This window comes from Pseudoalteromonas sp. CO325X (assembly GCF_004208955.1).
Taxonomy (GTDB): Bacteria; Pseudomonadota; Gammaproteobacteria; order Enterobacterales; family Alteromonadaceae; genus Pseudoalteromonas; species Pseudoalteromonas ruthenica.
In genome coordinates this window covers 1-25,023 of the sequence record NZ_SGPG01000022.1, presented here as the reverse complement: position 1 = coordinate 25,023, position 25,023 = coordinate 1, and the positions used below count along the sequence as shown (strand labels likewise).

25 protein-coding genes and 2 tRNA genes are annotated in these 25,023 nt (G+C 48.2%); 8 read left to right on the top strand and 19 right to left on the bottom strand.

The features are described 5' to 3' along the window. Positions 1–18: 18 nt before the first annotated feature. From EXT46_RS12335 to yceD, 13 genes are all read right to left on the bottom strand, one after another. A complete protein-coding gene (locus tag EXT46_RS12335; RefSeq protein ID WP_022945949.1) occupies positions 19–798 on the bottom strand; it encodes a YchF/TatD family DNA exonuclease in 780 nt (259 codons plus the stop codon). A gap of 34 nt (positions 799–832) precedes the next feature. Beyond that, on the bottom strand, positions 833–1,159 hold the full coding sequence (locus EXT46_RS12330; RefSeq protein WP_022945950.1) for a PilZ domain-containing protein: 327 nt from the start codon (positions 1,157–1,159) through the stop codon (positions 833–835). A 13-nt stretch (positions 1,160–1,172) separates the two neighbouring features. Beyond that, positions 1,173–2,072 carry a DNA polymerase III subunit delta' gene (gene holB, locus EXT46_RS12325; protein ID WP_022945951.1) on the bottom strand — a complete coding sequence of 300 codons (900 nt, stop codon included), beginning with the start codon at positions 2,070–2,072 and terminating at the stop codon, positions 1,173–1,175. Next, a complete protein-coding gene (gene tmk / locus EXT46_RS12320) occupies positions 2,072–2,695 on the bottom strand; it encodes a dTMP kinase (RefSeq protein WP_130147591.1) in 624 nt (207 codons plus the stop codon). The genes holB and tmk overlap by 1 nt, the downstream gene beginning before the upstream one ends. Beyond that, positions 2,685–3,674 carry an endolytic transglycosylase MltG gene (gene mltG, locus EXT46_RS12315; RefSeq protein WP_130147588.1) on the bottom strand — a complete coding sequence of 330 codons (990 nt, stop codon included), beginning with the start codon at positions 3,672–3,674 and terminating at the stop codon, positions 2,685–2,687. Before mltG ends, tmk begins: the two co-directional genes overlap by 11 nt. Next, positions 3,674–4,486: an aminodeoxychorismate lyase gene (gene pabC / locus EXT46_RS12310; RefSeq protein ID WP_130147586.1), complete on the bottom strand. Its 813-nt coding sequence runs from the start codon at positions 4,484–4,486 to the stop codon at positions 3,674–3,676. The genes mltG and pabC overlap by 1 nt, the downstream gene beginning before the upstream one ends. Positions 4,487–4,565: 79 nt before the next feature. Next, positions 4,566–5,804, bottom strand: coding sequence for a beta-ketoacyl-ACP synthase II (gene fabF / locus EXT46_RS12305; RefSeq protein WP_045978427.1), 1,239 nt, complete (start codon positions 5,802–5,804; stop codon positions 4,566–4,568). A gap of 85 nt (positions 5,805–5,889) precedes the next feature. After that, positions 5,890–6,126: an acyl carrier protein gene (gene acpP / locus EXT46_RS12300; RefSeq protein ID WP_022945956.1), complete on the bottom strand. Its 237-nt coding sequence runs from the start codon at positions 6,124–6,126 to the stop codon at positions 5,890–5,892. A 242-nt stretch (positions 6,127–6,368) separates the two neighbouring features. Beyond that, positions 6,369–7,115: a 3-oxoacyl-ACP reductase FabG gene (gene fabG / locus EXT46_RS12295; RefSeq protein WP_022945957.1), complete on the bottom strand. Its 747-nt coding sequence runs from the start codon at positions 7,113–7,115 to the stop codon at positions 6,369–6,371. Between the two features lie 12 nt (positions 7,116–7,127). Then, complete coding sequence (fabD, locus tag EXT46_RS12290; RefSeq protein ID WP_130147584.1) at positions 7,128–8,057, bottom strand: ACP S-malonyltransferase; 930 nt, start codon at positions 8,055–8,057, stop codon at positions 7,128–7,130. A 79-nt stretch (positions 8,058–8,136) separates the two neighbouring features. Beyond that, positions 8,137–9,171, bottom strand: a complete 1,035-nt coding sequence (gene plsX, locus EXT46_RS12285) for a phosphate acyltransferase PlsX (RefSeq protein ID WP_022945959.1) — start codon at positions 9,169–9,171, stop codon at positions 8,137–8,139. Between the two features lie 11 nt (positions 9,172–9,182). After that, positions 9,183–9,353 carry a 50S ribosomal protein L32 gene (gene rpmF / locus EXT46_RS12280; RefSeq protein ID WP_045978428.1) on the bottom strand — a complete coding sequence of 57 codons (171 nt, stop codon included), beginning with the start codon at positions 9,351–9,353 and terminating at the stop codon, positions 9,183–9,185. 10 nt (positions 9,354–9,363) lie between these two features. Next, positions 9,364–9,888 (bottom strand): 23S rRNA accumulation protein YceD, encoded by a 525-nt coding sequence (gene yceD, locus EXT46_RS12275; protein WP_022945961.1) that lies wholly within the window; start codon positions 9,886–9,888, stop codon positions 9,364–9,366. A gap of 120 nt (positions 9,889–10,008) precedes the next feature. Here yceD and EXT46_RS12270 point away from each other — a divergent pair, with 120 nt between their 5' ends. After that, entirely contained in the window at positions 10,009–10,596 is a 588-nt protein-coding gene (locus EXT46_RS12270) for a Maf family protein (protein ID WP_053910907.1), read from the top strand. Here the strand turns inward: EXT46_RS12270 and EXT46_RS12265 are convergent. Beyond that, positions 10,585–11,235, bottom strand: coding sequence for an HAD-IA family hydrolase (locus tag EXT46_RS12265; protein ID WP_276319720.1), 651 nt, complete (start codon positions 11,233–11,235; stop codon positions 10,585–10,587). The genes EXT46_RS12270 and EXT46_RS12265 overlap by 12 nt on opposite strands. Further along, positions 11,228–12,184, bottom strand: a complete 957-nt coding sequence (gene rluC / locus EXT46_RS12260) for a 23S rRNA pseudouridine(955/2504/2580) synthase RluC (RefSeq protein ID WP_130147582.1) — start codon at positions 12,182–12,184, stop codon at positions 11,228–11,230. The genes EXT46_RS12265 and rluC overlap by 8 nt, the downstream gene beginning before the upstream one ends. Before the next feature lie 637 nt (positions 12,185–12,821). Here rluC and rne point away from each other — a divergent pair. Continuing rightward, a complete protein-coding gene (gene rne / locus EXT46_RS12255; protein ID WP_130147580.1) occupies positions 12,822–16,046 on the top strand; it encodes a ribonuclease E in 3,225 nt (1,074 codons plus the stop codon). A 101-nt stretch (positions 16,047–16,147) separates the two neighbouring features. On the opposite strand, the gene yejK is transcribed toward rne, so the two are convergent. Further along, entirely contained in the window at positions 16,148–17,158 is a 1,011-nt protein-coding gene (yejK, locus tag EXT46_RS12250; protein ID WP_130147578.1) for a nucleoid-associated protein YejK, read from the bottom strand. A gap of 62 nt (positions 17,159–17,220) precedes the next feature. Between yejK and EXT46_RS12245 the strand changes: the two genes are divergently transcribed. From EXT46_RS12245 to EXT46_RS12220, 6 genes are all read left to right on the top strand, one after another. Further along, positions 17,221–17,433 (top strand): DUF1414 domain-containing protein, encoded by a 213-nt coding sequence (locus tag EXT46_RS12245; protein ID WP_022945968.1) that lies wholly within the window; start codon positions 17,221–17,223, stop codon positions 17,431–17,433. A gap of 4 nt (positions 17,434–17,437) precedes the next feature. Beyond that, complete coding sequence (locus EXT46_RS12240) at positions 17,438–18,928, top strand: DUF3413 domain-containing protein (RefSeq protein WP_130147576.1); 1,491 nt, start codon at positions 17,438–17,440, stop codon at positions 18,926–18,928. Between the two features lie 115 nt (positions 18,929–19,043). Then, positions 19,044–19,526, top strand: a complete 483-nt coding sequence (locus EXT46_RS12235; RefSeq protein ID WP_130147574.1) for a DUF4124 domain-containing protein — start codon at positions 19,044–19,046, stop codon at positions 19,524–19,526. A 65-nt stretch (positions 19,527–19,591) separates the two neighbouring features. Beyond that, positions 19,592–21,298, top strand: coding sequence for a bifunctional isocitrate dehydrogenase kinase/phosphatase (aceK, locus tag EXT46_RS12230; protein ID WP_130147571.1), 1,707 nt, complete (start codon positions 19,592–19,594; stop codon positions 21,296–21,298). Positions 21,299–21,359: 61 nt separating this feature from the next. Continuing rightward, positions 21,360–22,298: a LysR family transcriptional regulator gene (locus EXT46_RS12225; RefSeq protein ID WP_022945972.1), complete on the top strand. Its 939-nt coding sequence runs from the start codon at positions 21,360–21,362 to the stop codon at positions 22,296–22,298. 14 nt (positions 22,299–22,312) lie between these two features. Continuing rightward, positions 22,313–22,597, top strand: a complete 285-nt coding sequence (locus EXT46_RS12220) for a hypothetical protein (RefSeq protein ID WP_130147569.1) — start codon at positions 22,313–22,315, stop codon at positions 22,595–22,597. Between the two features lie 966 nt (positions 22,598–23,563). On the opposite strand, the gene EXT46_RS12215 is transcribed toward EXT46_RS12220, so the two are convergent. From EXT46_RS12215 to EXT46_RS12205, 3 genes are all read right to left on the bottom strand, one after another. After that, a tRNA-Ser gene (locus EXT46_RS12215) sits at positions 23,564–23,654 on the bottom strand. A gap of 104 nt (positions 23,655–23,758) precedes the next feature. Then, a complete protein-coding gene (gene nadA, locus EXT46_RS12210; RefSeq protein WP_053910912.1) occupies positions 23,759–24,802 on the bottom strand; it encodes a quinolinate synthase NadA in 1,044 nt (347 codons plus the stop codon). A gap of 143 nt (positions 24,803–24,945) precedes the next feature. Beyond that, a tRNA-Lys gene (locus tag EXT46_RS12205) sits at positions 24,946–25,021 on the bottom strand. Positions 25,022–25,023: the final 2 nt, after the last annotated feature.

Below are 25,023 nucleotides of genomic sequence, written 5' to 3'. Positions count from 1 at the left end.
GCGCCGGCCCTACCCTAATTAACGCCGAGGAATACGGTTGAACAAGCGATAAAAGTTGTCTGTAGTGGCCGTTGCCAGCTCTCTATAACTGATGCCCTTAAGCTCAGCAATAAAGTAAGCTACATCCTGCACATACGCAGGCTGATTGGTTTTCCCACGATGCGGCACCGGTGCCAAATAAGGCGAGTCGGTCTCAATCAGTAACCTGTCGAGCGGAATTTGCTTAACGACATCACGTAACTGCTCAGCATTGCGAAATGTCACAATTCCGGAGATAGAGATATAAAAGCCCAAATCCATGGCTTTTTTTGCCATGTCATAATCTTCAGTAAAGCAATGCAACACGCCACCACAGCGTTCAGCGTGGTGTTCGCGCATGAGGTTAATGGTATCCTCGCGCGCATCTCGGGTGTGAATAATAAGCGGTTTATCCAACTCGTTGGCGACATCAATGTGGCCGACAAAACTCTCTAGTTGTACTGGCTTGGTTTCAGCACTGTAGTAGTAATCAAGACCGGTTTCACCAACGGCAACGACCTTATCACTGGCAGCCAATTGTCGGAGCTGGTCAATATTGAGCGCGTCTTTTTGGTCCAATGGATGCACCCCACAAGATGCCGATACATCGCTGTAAGGAGCAATCGTCTCAAGCATTTGTGGAAATTTATCCAAGGTCACGTTAACACACAAAAAGTGTTCAACATCACGCTCTCGCGCCTGTTGTAAAACACCGTCTAAGTCGGTGTCTAGCTTATCAAAGTCAAGTTTATCGAGGTGGCAATGCGAATCTACAATCATGGAATACTGCTTGGTTGATGTAAGGCCTTGGGCCTTACATGGTGTACGTTGGATTGCCGGAGTTTAACATAGTGCCGAGCATTTTTTCGATCTTGTCGCGCACATGCGTCTTATCGTCGATAAAACCGATGCCGATACCCGGGGGGTTAGAGCTCTGTGCGCCAATAGGCGTCACCCACACGACTTTCCCAGTGACCACATCGTCTTCGAGCGAGTCTGGCAAGGTAACGCGTAGCGCCAGCGATTGGCCCATTTCGTAATTCATGTTGGTACGCACGAACAAGCCGCCACTTTTTATATAAGGCATATAACAACGATACAACTCATCCAAATCGTCTAATTCTACAAGTAGCTCTTGCACATTGGCTCCTTTATTATTGGAATTCTCGTCTTAGGGTGCGCAGCAACTGCGACACCGCCAAAGTAATATTCAGTCCTGAGGTCTGTGTTAACGTTTCACTAAAGCGTTGCAATTGCTGTTCACAACGTTGCAGCGACGCAAAACTGGCCCCTTTTTGAGACTGTTGCAATAAAAATTGGCTGACAAACAGCCTAAAGATAGCAATATATTGTGAGTTTTGCGTCAAAATATCAACTAACTTGTGCCCATCTGTGCCATTTTGTAGCTGGCTAACTGCCTGATACAAGGTTTGAATTTGCTCTAGCTCGTCATTATCTTGCCAGTGCTTTAGTAACAAAGGTTGCGAGATAAAATGCTTTGCAAAGGCGCTTGCCATTGCCATCGCCGCATGGTGAGTTAGCCACTGCTGCACTGCATGCTCATCATCCACATATACGTGTTGCTTAGCACAGCGGCTTAGAATCGTTGCCGGCAACGTGGCACTGTCTGAACTTAATAGCCACAGGTAACAGTGTGCGTTAGGCTCCTCCAACGTTTTTAACAAAGCATTACTGGCCGCCACCGTCATGCGTTGAGCCTCAGGGACAATGATACATTTAGCCCCGCCTTGCTGCGCACTGTGATGCACGAAATCACTAATGGCACGGACACTGTCGACCCCGATAGAGGCCCCCTCATCGCTCAACACTAAGCTATCTGGGTGTGTGCCTGCTTGGTTGAGCTGACAGCTTTTGCATTGTCCACAGGGGTGCATACCCTCATTATGGTGGCATAACAGCGCCTCACTTAAATACTCAGCAAGTGCCCTTTTACCAACGCCCTGTGGACCGTAGAGTAAATGTGCGTGGTGCAAACGCCCTTGCGCAAACTGGCGGGCATACTGTTGCCCAATAGCACTTAACCATGGGTACATTATCGTCTCGCTATAAACTCACAGAGCGTTTGCTCAATATCCTGATGCACTTTTTCAATTGCTTGAGAGGCATCAATAACAACAATGCGTTCATCCTGTTCAGCAAGTTCAAGATAGCGCGCGCGTGTTCGTTCAAAAAAACTTAAGTCTTCACGCTCGATGCGATCTAACTCACCTCGGCCTCGAGCACGAGCCAGACCTAAAGCAGGTTCGATGTCTAAATACACAGTAAGATCGGGGCGAGTATCGGCCAGTACATACTGGCTAAGGAAGTTCATCACTTCACAAGAAATTTGTCGACCGCCACCTTGATAAGCCTGTGATGATAAATCGTGACGATCGCCAAGCACCCATTGGCCACTGGCAAGCGCCGGGCGAATCACATTTTCCAATAGCTGCGAGCGTGCAGCGTACATCAATAGTAACTCGGTTTGCGTACTAATGGATTCTTTCTCTGCATGTTTAACAATAGTGCGCAGCTGCTCAGCCACGGGCGTGCCACCGGGCTCGCGGGTAGTAATATAGTCAATGTTGGCGCGCGCCAACGTGTCGGCGCAAATTTTCATTGCCGTCGACTTTCCCGACCCCTCAAGGCCTTCAATTACAATAAACTTAGCTGTCATTTCGACTCTTTAACTGATACTGACGTACGGCTCGGTTATGATCTTCAAGCCGTTTTGAAAACTGATGACTACCATCGCCCTTGGCGACAAAATAATAATAGTCTGATTGTTGCGGTTGCACCGCAGCCACTAAGGCCGCTTTTGACGGCATGGCAATGGGCGTAGGCGGCAAGCCATCAATACGATAGGTATTATATGGCGTTTTTTCACGTAGATGGGCGCGGGTAATATTGCCATCGAATTCAGGGCCAATACCATAGATAACGGTAGGATCAGTCTGCAAGCGCATGCCTTTGTTAAGGCGGTTAACAAACACCGATGCAATTAACGGCCGCTCCCCAGCGACACCGGTTTCTTTCTCTATAATTGAGGCTAAAATTAACGCCTCATCGGCACTATTGAGTGGCGAACTGCTACTACGTTGCTGCCACGCTTGGTCTAATTCAATTTCCATTTTACGATAGGCGCGAGTCAGCAGCTGCACGGCGTGGTCTCCGCCATGATAATGATACGTATCGGGAAAAAAGCGCCCTTCCAACTGCTCATTCAGCGGCTTTCCAAGAAATTCGTCGCCCCAATGCAACGGTTTTTCTATGTAGGGAGCGCGCTGAAGTCGACTCAGCACCTGGCGCAGATTGTCGCCTTCAATAATGGTGAAGCTGAACTGGTGCTCTTTGCCTTGGCTAATTTGTCTAAATGCGGCAAGTGCAGTGCCCGGACTGAGCTGATAAAGACCGGCTTTAAGATCAGTTAATGTGGGGTCAAGCTTGGCTAATACTTGGAACCGCCAGCAGCTATCAAGCCATTGCTTTTGCTGCCACTGGTGGCACAGTTGGTTAAACCCGGTACCACTTTGTACCTCCACCAACTGAGGTTCAGGTAAATGCAGCGGTGCTACCATAGCTTGTTTAATTTGATAGTAACCCGTTGCCGTCGCAACAATGGCTAACAATAACACCGATATCACCACGCGTAACATTAACCCAATCCCTTATTATTCAGTGCTTTTGAGAGCACGCTTTTACTAATATCTACATTGTAATCGTGATGCGCCAAGCGATTTATAGGGATCACTCCCATCAAACTGTTGCAACAATACAAGGCATCCACGCTGAAGAGTGTGGCCAAGTTTACACGTTGCTCGCGCACAGCTAAATGTTGGCTTAAATGCGTTAAATACACCCCTTTTACTCCCGCTTGGTCGAGTTTTGGAGTAAACCACTGGCCTTGTTGATACAGCAACAAATTAGCGCTGGAAGTCTCAATAACATTATCAGTTGTATCAAGTACTAGCATATCATCACTGGATGCTTTTGCGGCTTCTTGCTTCACCAATACCTGCTCTAAACGGTTAAGCGTTTTCAATCCTGCTAACAGCGGTTGCTGTGCTAACCGGGTCTGCGCAATCGACAAGCTCAAGCCGGTCTCTACCAATGTTTGATACTGAGTGGGGTACGGCATTAGTCGCACAATACGCTGGATGTGGGCATCTGTTGGAGGAGCATAACCACGCCCGCCACTGCCGCGTGTATACACTATTTTAAGAACATAGTCATCGCTTGGGGCCATTGCTATTAAAGCATCTACATCTACTTCGAGGGCAGCTATGTCTAATTCAGGGAAACCTAAGCGAGTTGCACACTGTTGCAACCGAGCAATATGCAAAGGCCACAGTTCAACCTCACGCTGGCTGACTTTAGCGGTGGTAAAAAACCCATCACCATAATTCAACCCACGATCATTGATACTTAAAGAAGTGGCCACTTGGCCGTTTATTATTGTTTTATCCATATAAAAAAGCTCGGTCATAACCGAGCTTATAGTACCAGTATCGCCCTAGTGCGGTCTATGCCGTGACTAGGGATTCACTTTATACTTTTTTGAATAACAATGAACCGTTAGTACCACCAAAGCCAAACGAGTTACACAGCGCATAATCAAGTTTTGCATCTCGCGCAGTATGGGCAATGTAATCAAGATCACAGCCCTCGTCCGGGTTATCCAAATTAATGGTCGGTGACACCTGCTGGTCGCGCAGCGATAGGATAGTGATGATTGATTCAACAGAACCCGCCGCACCTAGAAGGTGGCCCATCATCGATTTCGAAGAGCCGACCATAACTTTATTGGCGGCATCACCAAAGACATTTTTCACGGCTTGGGTCTCTGCCTTATCACCTGCTGGAGTCGACGTTCCGTGGGCATTGATATAACCCACTTGTTCTGGGTTCACGGCTGCATCTTTTATAGCATTGGCCATTGATAAACCAGCACCAGCACCATCCGCTGGCGGCGAAGTCATATGGAAAGCGTCGCCGCTCATACCAAAACCGACGAGCTCAGCATAAATATTAGCGCCTCGCGCTTTAGCATGTTCATACTCTTCAAGCACAATCACACCTGCACCATCAGAGAGTACAAAACCATCGCGGTCTTTATCCCACGGACGTGACGCCGCTTGCGGGTCGTCGTTGCGAGTGGAGAGCGCTCGTGCGGCGCTAAAGCCGCCCATACCCATCGGCGTAGATGCTTTTTCAGCACCACCGGCAAGCATGGCATCAGCATCGCCATAGGCAATCATACGCGCTGCATGACCAATATTGTGCAAACCAGTCGTACAGGCGGTAACAATCGAGATATTCGGTCCACGCAGACCTTTCATAATTGATAGATGGCCAGAGATCATATTAATAATGGTCGATGGCACATAAAAAGGCGACAGTTTGCGTGGGCCTACATTTAGCAGCTTTTCGTGGTTTTCTTCAATCAGAGACAAGCCACCAATACCAGAACCTACAGCTACACCAACGCGATCAGCATTTTGTTCGGTGATTTCTAAGCCAGAATCGTCCAACGCCTGAAGGCCTGCAGCGATACCATATTGGATAAATAAATCCATTTTCTTGGTATCTTTTTTTGCCATGTAATCAGTGGCATCAAAATCTTTAATTAAACCGGCGAACTTGGTGCCAAAATCTGTTGTATCAAAATGGGTGATAGGGCCAATGCCACTTTGTCCATTTAATAAGCCTTGCCAGGTAGACGCTACATCGTTACCCAGCGGCGTTAGCATACCTAAGCCAGTCACTACGACTCGACGTTTAGCCACGGTGTCCTCCAAAAGGGAATATGTGATGGGAGTCTCAGATAGACTAAGGGCAGCTGAATGCTGCCCTTAAATAGAAATGCGTTGATTACTCAGCGTGAGCTGTAACGTAATCGATAGCTGCTTGAACTGTAGTGATCTTCTCAGCTTCTTCGTCTGGGATCTCAGTATCGAATTCTTCTTCTAGCGCCATTACTAGCTCAACAGTATCAAGAGAGTCCGCACCTAGATCGTCAACGAAAGACGCTTCAAGCTTTACTTCTTCTTCTTTAACACCTAGCTGCTCAACGATGATTTTCTTTACGCGTTCTTGGATGTCGCTCATTCTTCTTTCCTTTATTTAAACGCTATTGCGTTATTTTTCAGATTGCGGCGTAGTTTACGCAGCATATTTGTCTGATTCAAGGATTTGCCCAGAGTTTTTTGGCTGGTCAAACCTCTAAGATTCAAAAGTTGCCCTTTTATCGCCCATTTTCACAGCGATTTCAAGTATGTTTAAAGCAAGATCACAAAAACTTCAACGTTTTGAGCCGAGTTTTTGCGACCTTTTTACGGCTGTTTTAGCCTTTACACCATGTACATTGCGCCATTTACATGCAAAGTTTCACCAGAAACGTATGCGCCGGCATCAGAGGCTAAATAACAAACCGCAGCGGCAATCTCAGACGGGTGTCCCAAACGTCCTGCCGGTACATTGGCAAGCGTAGCCGCTTTTTGCTCATCAGTCAGCTCATCAGTCATATCTGTTTGAATAAAACCTGGAGCCACAACGTTTACGGTAATGCCGCGCGAGGCCACTTCACGGGCTAAAGACTTTGAAAAACCGATAACACCCGCTTTGGCAGCGGCATAGTTTGCTTGCCCAGCATTACCCATGGTGCCAACGACCGAGCCGATGTTAATAATACGCCCTGACTTTTTCTTCATCATTGGCCGCAACACCGCTTTCGATAAACGATAAATAGCCGACAAGTTGGTGTCGATAATATCCTGCCACTCATCGTCTTTCATGCGCATTAAGAGGTTATCGCGGGTGATACCGGCATTATTAACAAGCACATCAAGATCGCCGAAATCAGCTTTAATGGCTGCTAACGTGTCAGCAATAGAATCACTATCCGTGACATTTAGCTTGTAGCCTTTACCGTTTTCACCTAAGTATGCAGAAATTTTCTCTGCACCGTTGTCGCTGGTCGCGGTGCCGGCAACCGTGGCGCCCTGCTCTACGAGTAATTCAGCGACCGCTTTACCGATACCTCGGCTGGCGCCCGTTACTAATACAACTTTGCCTTCTAAGGAAAATAAATTTGCCATCATTGTTCTCTTTTATTTCGCTGCATCAATGCTGGCGATATCATTCACTGCACTGCATGCAACTGATTTATCAATTCGTTTCACCAGCCCTGTAAGCACTTTACCTGGGCCAAATTCATACGCTTGTGTCACGCCCTGTTTTGCAATCGCTTGCATGGTTTCAGTCCAACGTACAGGTGAATACAGCTGGCGGACCAAGGCATCTTTGATTGCTTCAATATCTTGCTCGGCACTGACATCAACATTGTTAATGACACTGTATTTAGGTGCTTGCAACGCCAAGGCATCTAAATCAGCCTTTAATTGCTCTGCCGCTGGCTTCATCAACTCACAATGCGATGGCACACTCACAGCAAGTGGCAATGCACGTTTCGCTCCGGCCTCTTTACAGGCTTCACTGGCGCGCTCTACGGCTTCTTTGTTACCGGCAATCACCACTTGGCCTGGTGAATTATAATTCACCGGTGCAACCACTTGATCTTGTGCACTCTGGGCACATGCTTTGGCAATTGCATCATCATCTAAACCAATAATCGCAGCCATTGAGCCGACGCCAGCAGGAACCGCCTGCTGCATATATTGGCCACGCTTTTCTACAAGTTTCACGCCATCGGCCAAGCCCAATACCCCAGCACACACCAGTGCTGAATACTCGCCTAGACTGTGCCCAGCAAGCACCAACTCGTGCCCTTGATCTGTTTGCTGTTGCCAATGGCGGAAAATAGCCACTGATGCACACAGGAGTGCTGGTTGCGTACGATGGGTTTCGTTTAGCTTGTCTTGTGGACCATTAAGTACCAAGTCAGCCAAATCATAGCCAAGGGCATCAGACGCTTCACGGAAGGTCTCTTGCACAGTGCTCGACTCAGCCAATAGCTCGGTTAACATACCAACGCTCTGGGAGCCTTGACCTGGAAATAAAATTGCGATTTTTTCAGACATATGCTGCTCTTTTCGTTTGTTTTAGCGATGTTCGCGAATATTGGCAGGCAGTTAATGAGGAGGGAGGTTGGCGCAGCGCTTAACTCGCGTCTTGCATGGGTTCATGCTCTGCAAAGGCCGTTTGTATCTTCTCAGGCAACTGTCGTTGCACTTCCCTTACAGCCTCATTAATTGCCGCAAGAAATGCACTCGCTGAGGCATTTCCGTGACTTTTAACCACTATACCGCGCAATCCTACCAAAGATGCACCGTTATACTGGTCGGGGTTCACCTTTTTATATATTTTTTTTATGACAGGCATAAGAATTAGCGCCAAACCGCGATAAAGCAAATGCTTTTTCAATGCACGCGTCATCTTGTGCATAATCAATTTAGCAATGCCTTCGCAGGTCTTGAGCGCCACGTTACCAACGAACCCTTCACACACGATCACATCTGACTTGCCACTAAAAATATCACTGCCCTCGCTGTAACCAGTGTAATTAAGCGCGGGGTTCTTTTGCATCATCTGCGCCGCTTCTTTAATGCCTTCATGACCTTTAATGTCTTCCGAACCGATATTAAGCAAGCTCACACGGGGGTGCTCGATATCTTGTGACTCGCGAGCAACCACCGACCCCATAATGCCAAATTGATACAAAGTATGGGCATCACAGTGAACGTTAGCGCCTAAATCAAGTAAATAAACCGGTTTTTTGGTCTCAGTGGGCACCGATGAGATCAGCGCTGGGCGTTTAATACCAGGCAGCATTTTTAGCACATAATGAGCCATAGCAAATAATGCGCCGGTATTGCCGGAACTAACACAAGCCTGTGCTTTACCTTGCTTGACTAAATCGAGAGCGATACGCATTGATGCGTCTTTTTTATTACGCAGCGCAGAAGCTGGCTCGTCAGCATTGGTGACGATTTGCGTGCAGTGCTGAATTTTTAATCGTGGATGTTGCAGTGCATCGAGCTGAGAAAGCTGCTCTTGTAATAACTGCTCATTACCGCAGAGGATCAGGGTAAGTGTTGGGTGTAGATGAACCGCTTCAACTGCGGCGGGGATAGATGAACGGGGGCCGTAATCGCCCCCCATCATATCTAACGCAATGGTTAGACTGCGTTGCATAAAGCAATCTCTTACTTAGAAACTACTTTAACGCCTTTGTAGTAGCCGTCTGCAGTGACGTGGTGACGACGGTGAGTTTCACCAGTCACTTTATCAACTGTTAGAGCTGGACCACTGATCGCATCGTGTGAACGACGCATACCACGTCTTGCACGAGACTTTTTGCTTTTTTGTACCGCCATTAGCCTTCTCCTAAGAATCTTTCTTAAGTTGTTTCAAAATTTCAAATGGATTTGGTTTTTCATCTTCTGCCTCGATCTCTCCAAAGCTTTTCGCTTCTTCAGAGTATCGACAAGATGCTTCGTCATGCATAGGCACGATAGGAATAGCCAATATCAACTCATCTTCCACTAATTTCCGAAGGTTGACTTCGCCGTTCTCATCTAGCTCCACGACATCATAGTAATCCGGAAGATCACCAGACTCTGCACCTATGCCAACTGGCGTATAAGCAAAGTGTTGATCCAAATCCAACCTAAACTCTTCATTGCAACGCTGACAGGTTAGTGTCACCGTGGTCTTAATCGACCCCGACAGCACCGTTAAACCTTGCTCGTCATGTTTGCAATGAACATGTACCGCTATCTCACCACTTGAGTCCAGCACAACTTGCTCGAATCGAGAAAGTTCTTCAAGCCGAATCACGCCGTCATATTCTAACTTGCGTGTTGCGGCCCTGCCCGGGTCAAGGGTGACGGGAATCTTCACCTTTTGCATAGGGGCTGCATCATATAGATAGTTGCTAGTAGAGTCAAAATAAAATTCGACTTTCCTTTTGTTTTTCGCCCGATTGCGCCGTATTCTAAGGCCGATGTTTAACAAATCGATGATCGGGCCATGAAATTAGCTTTTATCTTAGCCTCTAGTTCGCCATTTCGGCAGCAATTATTAAAAAAAATTATCCCTGAATTCACTCATTTTTCCCCAGATATTGATGAAACACCTGAACACAATGAAGCCCCTGAAGTATTAGTACGTCGCCTCGCCCTCGCCAAAGCCAATGCCGCGCACCAACACTATAACAAAGGCATCGTAATAGGCTCTGATCAGGTCGCTGTGCATCAAGGCGACATTTTAGGAAAACCGCATACGGTTGCTCGAGCTCAGCAACAACTGGCGCGCTTTAGTGGCGATGAAGTCACCTTTTTAACTTCGCTGGCATTGCTTGATTTAGAAACGGATAAGACCCAAGTGGTTGTCGAACCTTTTACGGTGCAGTTTCGCACCCTAAGCGAGCAGCAAATTGCCAATTACATTGCTAAAGAGCAACCGCTTAATTGCGCAGGCAGCTTTAAAAGCGAAGGCTTAGGGATTTGCTTATTTGCCCGCATGCAAGGTAATGACGCTAATAGCCTAATAGGGCTGCCGCTGTTGCAACTCAACACCATGCTACTGAATTGGCAAATTGACCCGCTAGCGCTGTAATAACGTACGCAACTCGCTGAAATGATCGACGGTTGCAACGGGGGAAAACTGTTGCAACTGCGCGGCATTATGCACCCCGAAGGTGACTCCCACGGCATCGACCTTGGCATTGGCCGCCAGTTGCATATCAATTTGCGTATCCCCAATCATCAGTGCTTTATCAGCACTGACATCACACATTGTTAAAATTTGCTCGAGCATATCGGGGTGTGGTTTTGAATGAGCTTCACAACTGGTGCGCGTATACTCAAAATAATCAGCCAACTGAGACTCAGCGAGTAAGCGGTCTAACCCCTTGCGGCTTTTACCCGTTGCGACCGCCAGCCGATAGCCTTGCCTCTTAAGCGCTGCAAGGGTCGTTTCAACCTCAGCAAAAAGTGGCGTTGGCGTTTTATCTTCATACACATAGTGATGTTTGTAGCGCGCCACCAGGTCGGTGTGGAATTGACTGTGCTCGGGAAATAACGTGGCAATCGCGGTTTCTAAGCTCAACCCGATAATATTCTTGGCCGCCTCATCGGTGGGTTCTGGCACGCTAAAATGACGCGCAGCGCCTTGCAGGGTGGCAACAATTTTGCCTACCGAGTCCATCACCGTGCCGTCCCAATCAAAAATAATAAGCTCTTTGCTATTAAGCACGACGTAACTTCTCCAAGCAATGCGTTAATGCCTTGTCTAACGGTGCTTCAAGTGCCAAAGTGGTTTCCGTTTTAGGATGAATAAAACGCAGCTCGCGAGCGTGCAAGAACAAGCGGTTCAGGCCTGATTCGCGCATCGCGGAATCAAATACTTGCTCGCCATATTTATCGTCGCAGGCTATGGGGTGGCCTTTGCACTGGGTGTGCACGCGGATTTGGTGGGTCCGCCCGGTCACAGGCGATGCCTGTACCAAGGAGCACTGTTCGAAACGCTCGAGCACGCGAAAACGAGTATGGGACGCTTTACCCCGTTCATGGTCAACCCGCACCACCCGCTCACCGGATTGCAGCGTATTTTTATTGAGCGGCTCAGTCACATTGCGCACCTTAGCATCCCATTGTCCGGCAACCAGCGCCCAATAGTTTTTCTCCATGGTTTTTTCTCGCAATTGCTCATGCAAGCCTTTTAACACCGCGCGTTTTTTAGCAATCAATAAACACCCGGAGGTGTCACGGTCTAAGCGGTGCACTAATTCCAGGCTCTTCTCCTGCGGACGCAGCGCTCGTAACGCCTCAATCAAGCCAAAACTTAAGCCGCTGCCACCATGCACCGCCATACCTGCGGGTTTATTGATGACAATAAGGTACTTATCTTCGAATAAAATAGCGTCTTCGAGCTTGCTCACTTTATCAAGATTAGTAGGTACCTGCTGCTCTGGACGCTCGGCAATTTTTATCGGCGGAATGCGCACAGTATCGCCGCTTTGCAGCTTATACACCGGTTTCACCCGCTTTTTGTTCACCCGCACTTCGCCTTTACGCAAAATACGGTATACCGCACTTTTGGGCACCCCTTTTAGTTTGGTAATCAAAAAGTTGTCGATGCGCTGTCCGCTGTAGTCTTCATCGACTGTTACAAAGCTTACCTGAGTGCCTATGGAGTCTTTCATTGCCTAATCACTGATTTGAGTCATAATTTAGTTGCTAACGCAGCGGTTTTAATGGGATAATCCAAGCACGTAAAACCACCGTTGAGCGGTAGTTGTTTACGTTGCCATTGGCTTAGGCCAAACTTGCGTGAAACACATTCTGGGAAAGCGATCATACAGATTCGAGCTCGTATTTCCACAGCTTTTATCACCCAGAACCCACGTGACGGCAGTAGCAAGCAATGCGCGTAATAGATTGCTTCGCTGGCTGCGACCGCAAGTGGCAAGCGCCCAAAAGGGCAAGCGGAAACGAACAATAAAACGATGGGTTTTTGCTTTGATTAAGCACATGCTTAGGGCAAATACCACTAATGTAGACAATGAACATAATGCTATCGACCACCGTGAAGGTGTATCGGTAAAAACGACACAGTCATCTTGTTGAAGATAAACTGCACTGCGTAAAGTCCACGCATTGAGCGTGGCAAATAAGGCCCTATTGGCCGCTATTTTTATCGCCAGTTGCAACACAAGGTGAAACTAGAACGTTAAGCTTTTGCGTTAAAAGCCCAGTCGTGAGACTGCACCGAAGACAAAAATAAGAGCGCCGAAAGACCTAAGTGGTCGGGCACTATGCACAGAATTTAAGAGTAACAATATGAAACGTATGCTAATCAATGCGACGCAGCAAGAAGAAATGCGCGTTGCACTGGTTGATGGCCAGCGCCTGTATGATTTAGATATCGAAAGCCCTGGACACGAACAAAAAAAAGCCAATATTTACAAGGGTAAAATTACCCGCATCGAACCTTCACTTGAAGCCGCTTTTGTTGATTATGGCGCCGAACGCCACGGTTTCTTACCTCTAAAAGAAATCGCTCGTACTTACTTCCCTAGCGGTTATACCTTCAACGGTCGCCCAAACATCAAAGACGTTATCAAAGAAGGTCAAGAAGTCATTGTTCAGGTTGATAAGGAAGAACGCGGTCAAAAAGGCGCGGCTCTGACTACCTTTATTAGTGTTGCTGGTAGCTACCTTGTACTGATGCCGAATAACCCTCGCGCCGGCGGTATTTCTCGTCGCATTGAAGGGGAAGAGCGTGCCGAATTAAAAGACGCACTTAGCCGCTTAGATTTGCCTAAAGGCATGGGGTTGATTGTCCGCACCGCTGGTGTTGGTAAATCATTCGAAGAGCTTGACTATGACCTTAAGGCCCTGCTGGTTCACTGGCAAGCAATCAAAGAAGCAGCCGATAGCGATAAAGCCCCTTTCTTGATTCACCAAGAAAGCAACGTGATTTTCCGCGCTATTCGTGATTACTTACGCCGTGATATTGGTGAAATCCTAATTGATAAGCCAAAGGTATTTGAAGAAGCCAAAGCGCATATTGAGCGCTTCCGCCCTGACTTCATGAGCCGTGTAAAGTTGTATCAAAACGATGTGCCTTTGTTCACTCATTACCAAATCGAAAGCCAAATTGAGTCAGCGTTCCAGCGTGAAGTACGCTTACCATCAGGTGGTTCAATCGTTATTGACCCAACTGAAGCCCTGACGTCTATTGATATCAACTCGTCAAAGGCAACCAAAGGCAGTGATATCGAAGAAACGGCCTTGAACACCAACTTAGAAGCAGCCGATGAAATCGCCCGCCAACTGCGCCTGCGTGATCTTGGTGGTCTGATCGTAATCGACTTTATCGATATGACTCCTCCACGTCACCAACGTGAAGTAGAAAACCGCTTAAAAGACGCTGCACGCCAAGACCGTGCCCGCGTGCAAATCGGTAAGATTTCACGTTTTGGCCTGTTGGAAATGTCGCGTCAACGTTTGCGCCCTTCTCTTGGTGAAGCGAGCCAGGGCACCTGCCCACGCTGTAGTGGCCAAGGCACTATCCGCTCAAACGAATCCATTGCGCTTTCAATTTTGCGCTTAATTGAAGAAGAAGCAATCAAAGACAACACCTCACAAGTGAATGCCCAGGTCCCTGTTGCCGTCGGTGCTTACCTGTTAAATGAAAAACGCCGCAGCGTACAACGAATCGAAAAACGTCATAACTGTGACGTAGTGATCATTCCAAACCAACACATGGAAACACCTCACTATGAAGTAGTGCGTTTACGTAAAGATGAAACCTTAGAAGCGGCTAGCTACGAGCAGATTGCTGAGCCTGAGGCGGAAGCAGTCGAGTACTCACGCGCACCTGTTGCACCTAAGCGCGAGGAGCCTGTGCTTAAGGGTGTGGTTATGCCGAAAGACCCGGCGCCAGTGAGCGCCCCTAAAGCGCAACCCAAAGCGACAGAAGAGCCAGGTTTACTAAGCCGCATCGGGCAATGGTTGAAGAGCTTGTTTAGTGATGAGCAAGAGCAGCCAGAGCAAGATAAGCAACGTAAACAACAGAGCAATAACGAGCGCCGTGGCGGTGGTGATCGTCGCCGCAATAATCAGCGTCGTCGTAATAATCAATCGCGCAATAAGCCAAAAGGTCCGCGCACGCAAAACGCCGAGGTTGCTGAGCAAGATAAAGATAAGGCTGAAGAAAGCAATAATCGAAACGAGCGCGGTGGCGAACGCGGTGGTAATCGCAATAAGCGTCGTCGTGGCGGTCAAAACCGTCGTCGCGATAACCGCAACGACAACAACACCACCAACGAGCAAGAAAGCAAAGATATTGCGAACACTGCCAAAGACGCGCAAAGCGACGAGCAACAGCAAGCGAAGCCAAAGCAGCGTCGCCAACGTCGCAACCTGCGTAAAAAAGTACGTGTAGAAAACACTCTGAACAACACTGCAAGCGAAGAAAAGCCAGCTGCTGCTGTTGAAAACCCTGAGCAGCAAGCAGCTGTAGCTCAGCCAGAAAAGGCACTTGAGAAGGCGGATAAGCCAACTAAGCCAACACAAGGTAAAGAGCAAAAGCAGCAAGAAACTGCGCAAAAGCACAATGATGTGGCTGCAAAGAAAGCATCGCTTGACGAAGCACCGCAAACCACTGACGAGCAAACGCAGAGTAATGAGCAAGGTGAAGGTGAAAAAGAGGGTCGTACCCGTACTCGCCGTTCACCACGTCACTTACGCGCAGCAGGTCAACGCCGCCGTCGTGATAAGCAAGAAGGTGACAGTGATTCACCGGCATTTGTACCCGTCGCAGATCAAGCCATGGCTGAGCAGTCGCAACAACCAAGCGATGACACGCCAAAGCAAGTGAACGACGATACAAAAACGACTGCAGCAGCAGACAACGCAGCAGCAGAAACAGCGCCTGCTAACGGTACGCAAGAGACCGCTGAGCAAGCCCCGGCTATAGAAGCTGAAGCAACTCCGGTCGCGGCCGTGCAAGAAGAGACCGCTCCCGCCGCTGAGCAAATCATTGACACTGATGAGCCAGCAGCCGAGGCACGACCTGAGCAAAGCGTTACTGAAGTAGAATCCGGAGAATCAGCACAGCAGCCTGAGGCCGCTGAAGCATCCGCGTTTAACGAAGCGAAACAGCCTCAGAGCGAACCGCAAGCACCATCAGAGCCAGAAGATAAGCCGTCAGCTGAACCTGCACCCGCAGCCGTAGTTGAGCAAGAAACGGCAGAGCCTTCAGCTGAGCCTGAGCCGCAGCGAGCGGTAACACCGGCTGCAAGCAAAACTTTAGGTCATGCCAGTGCGCCTGCGACACAACCACAAGCGATAGCATTGGTGGCTGCTTCTGAAGTGCCGAAAGCCATGCCAAGCGAAGCGCGTATGACGCTTCAAAGCAGCACATTGAAGCCTGGTTCGGTTGCACCTGTAAGCCATGCTTACGCCGATGCAGCAACGCCGAAGACAGTGTCCACTGACACCAAGGTGGCACACGCTGCACACCAAGATGAGCATCAAGCACAGACAGTCAACGACTAAGGCGCTTGTACCATCATAAAAAAAGCCGCTGTTTTCACAGCGGCTTTTTTGTATCTCTATAACGCTTAGTTACCAGTGGACGTTAACCCCACTGTATAGTACTAAGACTCATCACCGAGCTGATCGAGTTGGTCTTTTAAATTCGGCGGCACGCCCTTGATAGTCAAGGTATCGTTGACTGGGTCATAAATCACTCGCTCGCCTAAATGCTTGCGCTCAAACCCAACGCTCACGCCGCCACCCATACCCGAGAGTTTAACCATGCCGGTCACGGTCTTTTTATCCACCGGGAAGGATTCAGCCAAATCATAGCTTTGCTGTTCGTAAAAGCTGTTAAAGCTTTGCTCATCATCTTTGCTGATGGCGCGCCCTATGTCTTCAATGTTGGCATCTTCACCACTATTGATTCTGTCGCTACAGTAGTCAAACACCTCGCGGCGGCGCTCATCCTTTTCTTCTTTATCTAGCTCTTGCTCACTTAAGTAATCCTCTACGGCGCTTAGCATAGAGCGACTTTGTTGCTTCGGGTCAATGCCCTCTTCGCACCCTAAAAAGTCTAAAAAGAAGTCGGCCACTTTGCGCCCAGCGCGACCTTTAATAAAGGAAATATAGCGATTATCCTCGGGCTGTGTATCCCACGCGGCAAGATCAATACGCGCTGCCAATTGCATGCGGGTAATATCTAAATGGCGAGACGCCGCCAAATCAAGCTCGGAGGTAATAGTATAATGCTCTTTAATATTAATAAGCGCGATTAAAATATAGTCACTGGCGACATATTGATAATGGCAAAAAACTAAATAACCACTTTCATTGAAAGCGTATTTATCCAGCTCTTCTTTTAGCACACTCGCCGCTTGCTCGGTAACCTGCCAAAATCCCAGCTCGTTATTTCGATAACTTTGCATACTGCTGGCAACCACACTGCTTTTCTCTGGGCTGAAGGCGCAAAAGCCTTTTCCAGGTTTGCCGTTGTAAGCATGGTGGAGCTGTTCAATAAACACGTTTACACGATCATTAATTGGCATTTCGTCGTTGCGCAAATGAATTTGGGTACTGTCGTCTTCTTTGTCGACGTAGTGCACAACCAGCTTTTTAACCTCAGTGCTCATCTTTGTTTTTCACTCCTGCGGTGTTAAAATACAAGAATATATAATCAGTATGAAATCCACCGATGCCAGCGTTATCTAAATATACTAATGAAGAAGTAGAACAACTTGTCGACCAGCTAGTTGCTGTCCTTGCCGAAAAGAAGGCGCCGGTAGATTTAAGCCTGATGTGTTTGGGCAATACTATCACGCATATTATTAAAGAGCATGTGCCCGAAGCAAAAAGGGCCTCAGTTGCACAAAACTTTGCCAACGCCCTTGCCGACTCGGTAAAGTAAGGTAATGAACTTATCTGCGCAAAATCAGTTCGCCTCAAAAGCGAGTCAGCTTCTTGCTTGGGGCCATTGGTTTACCTTGGCGAATATTGGTCTTGCGCTGGTTATTAGCCTTGCCTACCTCTTTGCTGATGCCGCCCCAACAACAGCTATTGGCAGTGTTTATATGGTGGTTACGTGGCTCAGCCACACCGCCTTTATTACCTTTTTAGCCTTTGTGCTGACTATTTTCCCACTGTCACTTATCTTCCCCTATCCAAGACATATTCGCGGTATGGCCTCGGTACTTGCCACGGCAGGTATGACGCTACTGGCGGTCGATGCGTTCGTGTATTACAACCTCGGGTATCATCTAAATTACAGTGCACTTGGGGAGATCTTATCGTTATTTTGGCGCAACGTAACCAACACGCCCGCGTTGTCGACCTTGCTGGTGAGTGCCCTAATTTTGATGATTCTCGCCTATCAGTTGCTGATAAGTAATTATGCTTGGCATCACCTAGCGCAGTTAAAACGACTTCGTTTTGGCCGATATATCTCCGCTTCGTTGGTGCTGTGTTTTGCGCTAAGCCACAGTATTCATATTTGGGCGGACGCTGCACTAGAGTTTGATATTACTAAACAAGACAATATGTTACCCCTGTCTTATCCGACAACAGCCAAGTCGCTATTAGCGAAAAACGATTTATTAGATCTTGAGCAATATGAGCAAGCACGCCAGGTCAATGTTAATGGCCCCACTGTTAGTTTTGTCATGCCCGCAACCTTACCGAGCTGTGAACTTGGCGCCGATGCGCCGCAAGTCGATATTCGAGTGTTCTCGTCCACCCAGCAACTAGCCGAGTTTGTCGCTGCAAACCCTGCACTGCAACCTGCAGCAAAGCTACTACACCCGGTTGCCAAGCAAGATGCGTTGTTCAATTTAGTGTATGGGCTGCCTAGCTACTATCGTCAGAGTCTCACTAAAGACAGTATTGACCCTCTGTGGCGCCGCACGCCTATCACCTTCGATACCAATATCGATGCCTACCGTTTTATCCACAGCGATCCCTCGCCTCGAGTGCGCATCGATCAGGATAATAGCGCACTACTAGATGGCCAACGTAAGGTGTTTGCCTTTGCTCTGGAGGCTGAGCACCCTTCTCGTATCACCGCTATTTCACAGCTATGGAGCAATGACCCTCAGCTACAACAGAGTACGCTCATTGCCCAGCCACAAGATATTATCGCCACAGTGCTGAGCGAATATTGGGGCTGCGATGAGTTAGCTCGCGCCGCCCTTATCGCTAACAGCCTGACTCACACCGACGCCATGGCGAATATCAATTACTCGCAGGGCGTATTTATTGCCATGCGTAAAGACCGCATTACGCTGCTCAACAGCGACGGTAGTTATAAACATATTTCCGCCACCGAGGGCTTTGGCGTTGATCAACAGCTTGATATTCCCTTCCTTATTCAAGGCTTAAAACAGCTGAAGAAATTCAACGCTCAGTAGGTACTGCTGGGCGTGACTGATTGAACCTTTTTCATACCTTAGTATTGCTTTAGTGACATTCATTTTTAGTTCATCTATATTAAAAAATGAATGAGGTCTGATCAGAGGTATCAAAGTGACAAAGAAAAGAGTTATTGCCACTGCCTTGGCAATGTGTGCGGCCGCCGCTACACAGGCTACGGCTAATACCGTTTACTATAAATGCGAGACAAAAAATGGCACGACGTTTAGCCAGTTTCCCTGTGATGAGCAGGCACAAGAGCATGAAGTACGTCACTCTAATGTCGAAATTAAGCCGCTTGATAACAACTTTTCGAAGCAACTTACCGAGCTACAGCTAGAGCAGCGCCGAGACAATATCGAACTGCAGTTACGTTCAACTAAACACCGACTGGTTATTTTAAAACGTGAACGTAGCGCTAAAACACTCGCCGAAGAACAGCGTTTAGAGCGCTTAATGTCTGATGATGAGCGCAAAGCCCTGAAAAAAGAAGTTAATGCTAACATTAAGGGGATTGAGCAGCGCTACAATGAACGCATTAAGCAAACGGAAAAGCGTTTGGCGCAATTAGAAAAGTCGTTAAAAAAATATCAATAAGGCTTGCACCATAGCTTGCCCTTGGCATAGTCTAGTTTAGAGCTTCTACTCTAAGAGGGATCCCAGTGCAAGCACAGGCCGTAGCGCAACGCATTCTTGATGGCTTTCACCATCACTATCAGTTGTTTCAATCAATAACAGCTCAGGCTCCTGCGGCTTTTGCTGAGCGCGATTGGAGCCAAATGCGCGCCATCGCCAGTAAGCGTATTAGTTACTACGACAAACGCGTGAATGAGACTGTAGCGCAGCTTCGCGATTGCGTCGGTGACCCGGCTGAGCAGGCCAGTTTATGGACCCAAACCAAAGAATGTTACCGCGCTTTCCTCACTTTTCACCCCCAAGCAGAGCTGGCCGAAACCTTTTATAACTCGGTATTTTGTCGCTTGTTCCATCGCAAGTATTACCATAATAACTTTATCTTTGTGCAAGCCACGCTTGCCGATGCTCCCGCGCTCCCAGTGGAAGCCGAATATCGTAGTTATTTTCCGGTCACCGAGGGGCTTAAGCCGACTATTCGCAAAATCATTACGCAATTTGAATTTGGCTGTGCGTTTGCCAATCTCGATAGAGACATTCGTTTATTAGTGAAAGCCTTTATCAAACAAGCGCCCGAGACCCATGTGCAAAGTTATCAAATGCGCTTTGATATTTTACAAGCGCCCTTTTATCGCGGCCAGGCCGCCTATATTGTTGGCCGTGTGGTTTCGCAAACGGGCACGCAACCCTTTGTCATCGCTGTCCTTCATGATGGTGACAAGGGCCTGTATATTGATGCCTTGCTGACTCGGTCGTCGCAAATGCGGGTCATTTTTGGCTTTGCCCGTGCTTATTTTATGGTGCAAACTCATGCTCCTTCGGCGCTGGTACACTTTCTCAATCAGTTGATGCCCGGTAAAACCAAAGCCGAGCTCTACAATGCCATTGGCTTTCATAAGCAAGGTAAGACAGAATTCTACCGCGAGTTACTCGAGCATATGGGTCACGCCCATGAGCAGTTTGAATTGGCCGCCGGCACCCCCGGCATGGTGATGATGGTATTTACCCTGCCCTCGTTTCCCTATGTGTTTAAAGTAATTCGTGATCGCTTTGGCTCAAGTAAACCCTTTGGCCGTAAAACAGTGCTCGAGCGCTACCAGTTGGTTAAGCGCCATGACCGTGTTGGCCGCATGGCGGACACCTTGGAATATTCAGATGTTGCTTTACCTTTGAGCTGCTTTAGCGCGCCACTACTTGAGGTGTTTAAGGCGAGTATTGCCAACTCTATTCGTATTGAAGGCGACATGCTCATCATCAAGCATTTGTATATTGAGCGCCGTATGACGCCGTTGAACTTATACTTGCAAGAAGTGGATAGTACTAAAGCCGCACAAGCCATTGATGAATACGGCCAAGCACTCAAAGATATGATTGCCGCCAATATCTTTCCCGGTGATATGTTATTAAAAAACTTTGGCGTGACGAAACATCGCCGCGTGGTATTTTATGACTATGACGAAGTGCAGTATCTCACCGATATGCAGTTTCGCGAGCTTGGCCATGACGATGCTTGCGGCGAAGAAAGCACTTTGTCGGTCGCACCTAACGATGTGTTCCCCGAGCAGCTAAGCACCTTTGTATTACCCAACCCGGTGCACAAACAAGCACTACTGGCAACTCACCCTGAGCTTCTCGACCCCGCTTACTGGCGCCAAGCACAAGCTAAAATCACTCAAGGTGAGTATAAACAGGTTTATCCCTACCCACAGTGCCAGCGCTTTATACATCATTGGTAGTGTGTTTTCTTAGCCACCTTTAAGCTACACTAGGCATAAATAATAAAAATGGCAGCAAGTAATGAATATAAATAAGATTGATTTAAACCTACTCGTCTATCTTGATACTTTGCTTCGCGAATGCAATGTCACAAAGGCCGCGAATCAGTTGAGTATTACTCAGCCGGCAATGAGTAATGGTTTAAAACGCTTACGAAATCTGCTTAATGATCCGCTGCTGGTGCGCACCAGTGAGGGCATGGTTCCCACTGAGCGCGCTCTGGAGCTGCAACCCGTGATCCGTGGCGTGCTCATGACGTTAGAGGAAACGCTAGCACCGAATCGCGACTTTGAGCCGCAAAGCAGTAAGCGTGTGTTTCGCATGATGGCCAGTGACTACGCAGCCAGTACTTTGGCTCCACGATTACTGAGTAAGTTGCATGAGGAAGCCCCGGATACCACTTTGGATATTCTTACGCCCAGTGATGTGACCTTTCATGATGTTGAAAATGGCAAGGTTGATATGGCGCTTAACCGTTTTGAAAAATTGCCTCAGTCGTTTCATCATAAACGTATCTGGAAAGACAGCTTCTCGTGTTTGGTCAAATCAGACAACCCGATTTTAAATAACTTTAACCTCGACAGCTATCTTCATGCCCGCCATATTTGGGTCAGCAAAACCGGTTTTGGTGTGGGTGTGGGCATGGACCCAGAGGATGTGCAAAAACTCGGGTGGGTGGACGAAGCCTTAGCACACTTTGGTAAGCATCGAAATATCGCCACCTTTACCCGTAATTACCACGTCGCTATTCATTTGGCCAAGGAGCAAAATCTCATTGCTACCTTGCCCTCCAAAGCCGCAAAAATTTATAAAGACGATCCCGGGCTCACCATTTTAGAGCCGCCTTTCCCCATCGCGCCTTTTGAGTTGGATATGATTTGGTCGCCGCTATTACATCGCGACGTCAGCCACGTATGGTTACGGCAAAAAATAGCTGAAGTCGCCGATGAACTAGCTTAAGCGAAGGGACTACGATGCAATACCTTAAATCAGTCGTTGTAGCCACGCTGTGTATCATCTGTAGCGCCTGCGTAGTAGTGCCCAGCGATACCCCTTATGTAGAGCGCAAGTGTGAGCTCTCGTCAGATAAGAAGACTTTGCGCATTATTAACGTAGCTGAAGAGACAAACACTTATTATTCTCTCTCTGGGATATTACTCACGCCGATACTTCTGCCCACCACCGCCATTTTCTCTGGTGGCTATGTCGCCGTTAATAACGTGTATCACCTCGGTGAGCAGCAAATAAAGTGTGAGTAGGGAATAGTAACGCGAGTAGCAATGCGCAAGTATCTCTGTCGGTTGGGGCTTGAGCCGGACAATCGCAAGGCCAATGCCTTGCCTACAAACATCCCCCCTGTGGGTCTGGCTTTAGCCTGACAACCGCAAGGCCAATGCCTTGCCTACAACACACTCCTGTAGGTCGGGCCTGAGCCTGAAAGCCGCAAGGCCAATGTCTTGCCTACAAACAACCCCTGAGGGTCAGGCTTTAGCCTGATAAATTCAAGGCCAATGCATTGTCTACAAACAACCCCTATGGGTTTGGCTTGAGCCTGGCAACCGCAAGGCCAATGCATTGTCTACAACACAGTCCCCTGTGGGTCAGGCTTTTGCCTGACAACCGCAAGGCCATTGCCTTGCCTACAAACAACCCCTGTAGGTTTGGCTTGAGCCTGACAACCGCAAGGCCAATGCATTGTCTACAAACAACCCCTATGGGTTTGGCTTGAGCCTGGCAACCGCAAGGCCAATGCCTTGCCTACAATACACCCTTGTGGGTCTGACTTTAGCCGGACAATCGCAAGGCCACTGCCTTGCCTACAACACAATCCCCTGTAGGTCTGGCTTTAGCCTGACAATCGCAAGGCCAATGCCTTGCCCACAACACAACCTCCCTGTAGGTCAGGCTTGAGCTGGACAATCGCAAGGCCATTGCCTTGCCCACAATACACCCTTGTGGGTCTGACTTTAGCCGGACAATCGCAAGGCCACTGCCTTGCCTACAACACAATCCCCTGTAGGTTTGGCTTTAGCCTGACAATCGCAAGGCCAATGCCTTGCCCACAACACAACCTCCCTGTAGGTCTGGCTTGAGCCTGACTAAACCCTGTGTAAGGCTAAAAGCCTTACCTACAAAGTGGAAATTGATAGATGGGAATAAGCTTGCGGCCGGACACTGAAACAAGAAAGCCCAGCATAATGCTGGGCTTTCTTTTATTGAATTAATGGCGGAGAGGGAGGGATTCGAACCCTCGATACGCTATTAACGTATACACGAGTTCCAGTCGTGCGCCTTCAGCCACTCAGCCACCTCTCCGCACTTTTTTCGCTGCCTTGGCAGCGCCGCATATACTATGCAATCACTGCCGGGGTTGCAAGGTGTTTTTAACAAAACCAAATCAACTGGTTAGTAAAACACCGTTAGCGTGCCATGGCGGCGGTGAAGTCTAGCATGCGATTAAGCGAGCGCAGTGCGCCTTGGCGCAGTTCCATGTCCACAAACACCTCTTTGCCTTGCGGATCAATGAGCGCTTCCTCAATGGCTTTGAGGCCGTTCATGGCCATCCACGGGCAGTGGGCACAGCTTTTACACGTTGCGCCTTCACCTGCGGTCGGCGCTTCAAAAAACTCTTTCTCTGGGCACAGCTGCTGCATTTTATAGAAAATACCGCGATCGGTGGCAACAATAAACTTCTTGTTATCCATGGTTTGTGCCGCTTTTATAAGCTGACTCGTGGAGCCTACGGCATCAGCAAGTTCAACTATCTCAGCAGGTGACTCAGGATGCACCAAGACCGCTGCATCAGGGTGCAGCGCTTTCATATCTTTGAGCGCTTTAGTCTTAAACTCATCATGAACAATACATGCACCATTCCACATGATCATATCAGCGCCGGTCTGATTTTGAATGTAGCTACCTAGATGCTTATCTGGGCCCCAAATGATCTTCTCGCCTTCGCTATCTAAATGCTCAACGATTTCTAACGCACACGATGAAGTAACGATCCAATCAGCGCGCGCTTTCACAGCCGTTGAAGTATTCGCATACACGACTACTTTACGCTCAGGATGCTGATCGCAAAAGCGGCTAAACTCATCAATTGGGCAACCCACATCCAATGAACAAGTTGCCTCTAGGGTAGGCATGACCACGGTTTTTTCTGGGGTTAAGATCTTCGCTGTCTCACCCATAAACCGCACACCCGCAACGATGATCATATCAGCGTTTTCTTGGCGCGCGCCGAAGCGAGCCATCTCCAACGAGTCTGCCACGCAGCCGCCGGTCTCCTCTGCTAGGGCCTGGATCTCTGGATCGGTATAATAGTGCGCCACTAACACTGCATTTTTTTCTTGCAGTAATTGTTTAATGCGCGCCTTGTGCTGCTGTTTCTGCTCATCAGAAAGAGGAGCTGGCTTAGGAGGAAAAATATAATCCTCCGGCATGATATTCTCGCTAATACCCATACTGGTCAAACTACATCTACATTGCAAAAGTATTGCCGTAATTATACGAAACTATGACGCTAAAAAGAAGCAAAGGTCTTCGCTACGACTAGATTCTTGTGCGCTTAATTATAAGAAGTTGGGGTAATAATGAGAAAAGGCAATGGTGGGTCATGATGGATTCGAACCATCGACCAATGGATTAAAAGTCCACTGCTCTACCAACTGAGCTAATGACCCAT

Excerpts from the sequence above, each read along its gene's own strand:
- EXT46_RS12335 (WP_022945949.1), bottom strand. The coding sequence starts at position 798 with ATGATTGTAGATTCGCATTGCCACCTCGATAAACTTGACTTTGATAAG.
- holB (WP_022945951.1), bottom strand. The coding sequence starts at position 2,072 with ATGTACCCATGGTTAAGTGCTATTGGGCAACAGTATGCCCGCCAGTTT.
- tmk (WP_130147591.1), bottom strand. The coding sequence starts at position 2,695 with ATGACAGCTAAGTTTATTGTAATTGAAGGCCTTGAGGGGTCGGGAAAG.
- mltG (WP_130147588.1), bottom strand. The coding sequence starts at position 3,674 with ATGTTACGCGTGGTGATATCGGTGTTATTGTTAGCCATTGTTGCGACG.
- pabC (WP_130147586.1), bottom strand. The coding sequence starts at position 4,486 with ATGGATAAAACAATAATAAACGGCCAAGTGGCCACTTCTTTAAGTATC.
- acpP (WP_022945956.1), bottom strand. The coding sequence starts at position 6,126 with ATGAGCGACATCCAAGAACGCGTAAAGAAAATCATCGTTGAGCAGCTA.
- fabG (WP_022945957.1), bottom strand. The coding sequence starts at position 7,115 with ATGGCAAATTTATTTTCCTTAGAAGGCAAAGTTGTATTAGTAACGGGC.
- fabD (WP_130147584.1), bottom strand. The coding sequence starts at position 8,057 with ATGTCTGAAAAAATCGCAATTTTATTTCCAGGTCAAGGCTCCCAGAGC.
- plsX (WP_022945959.1), bottom strand. The coding sequence starts at position 9,171 with ATGCAACGCAGTCTAACCATTGCGTTAGATATGATGGGGGGCGATTAC.
- rpmF (WP_045978428.1), bottom strand. The coding sequence starts at position 9,353 with ATGGCGGTACAAAAAAGCAAAAAGTCTCGTGCAAGACGTGGTATGCGT.
- yceD (WP_022945961.1), bottom strand. The coding sequence starts at position 9,888 with ATGCAAAAGGTGAAGATTCCCGTCACCCTTGACCCGGGCAGGGCCGCA.
- EXT46_RS12270 (WP_053910907.1), top strand. The coding sequence starts at position 10,009 with ATGAAATTAGCTTTTATCTTAGCCTCTAGTTCGCCATTTCGGCAGCAA.
- rluC (WP_130147582.1), bottom strand. The coding sequence starts at position 12,184 with ATGAAAGACTCCATAGGCACTCAGGTAAGCTTTGTAACAGTCGATGAA.
- rne (WP_130147580.1), top strand. The coding sequence starts at position 12,822 with ATGAAACGTATGCTAATCAATGCGACGCAGCAAGAAGAAATGCGCGTT.
- yejK (WP_130147578.1), bottom strand. The coding sequence starts at position 17,158 with ATGAGCACTGAGGTTAAAAAGCTGGTTGTGCACTACGTCGACAAAGAA.
- EXT46_RS12245 (WP_022945968.1), top strand. The coding sequence starts at position 17,221 with ATGCCAGCGTTATCTAAATATACTAATGAAGAAGTAGAACAACTTGTC.
- EXT46_RS12240 (WP_130147576.1), top strand. The coding sequence starts at position 17,438 with ATGAACTTATCTGCGCAAAATCAGTTCGCCTCAAAAGCGAGTCAGCTT.
- EXT46_RS12225 (WP_022945972.1), top strand. The coding sequence starts at position 21,360 with ATGAATATAAATAAGATTGATTTAAACCTACTCGTCTATCTTGATACT.
- EXT46_RS12220 (WP_130147569.1), top strand. The coding sequence starts at position 22,313 with ATGCAATACCTTAAATCAGTCGTTGTAGCCACGCTGTGTATCATCTGT.
- nadA (WP_053910912.1), bottom strand. The coding sequence starts at position 24,802 with ATGGGTATTAGCGAGAATATCATGCCGGAGGATTATATTTTTCCTCCT.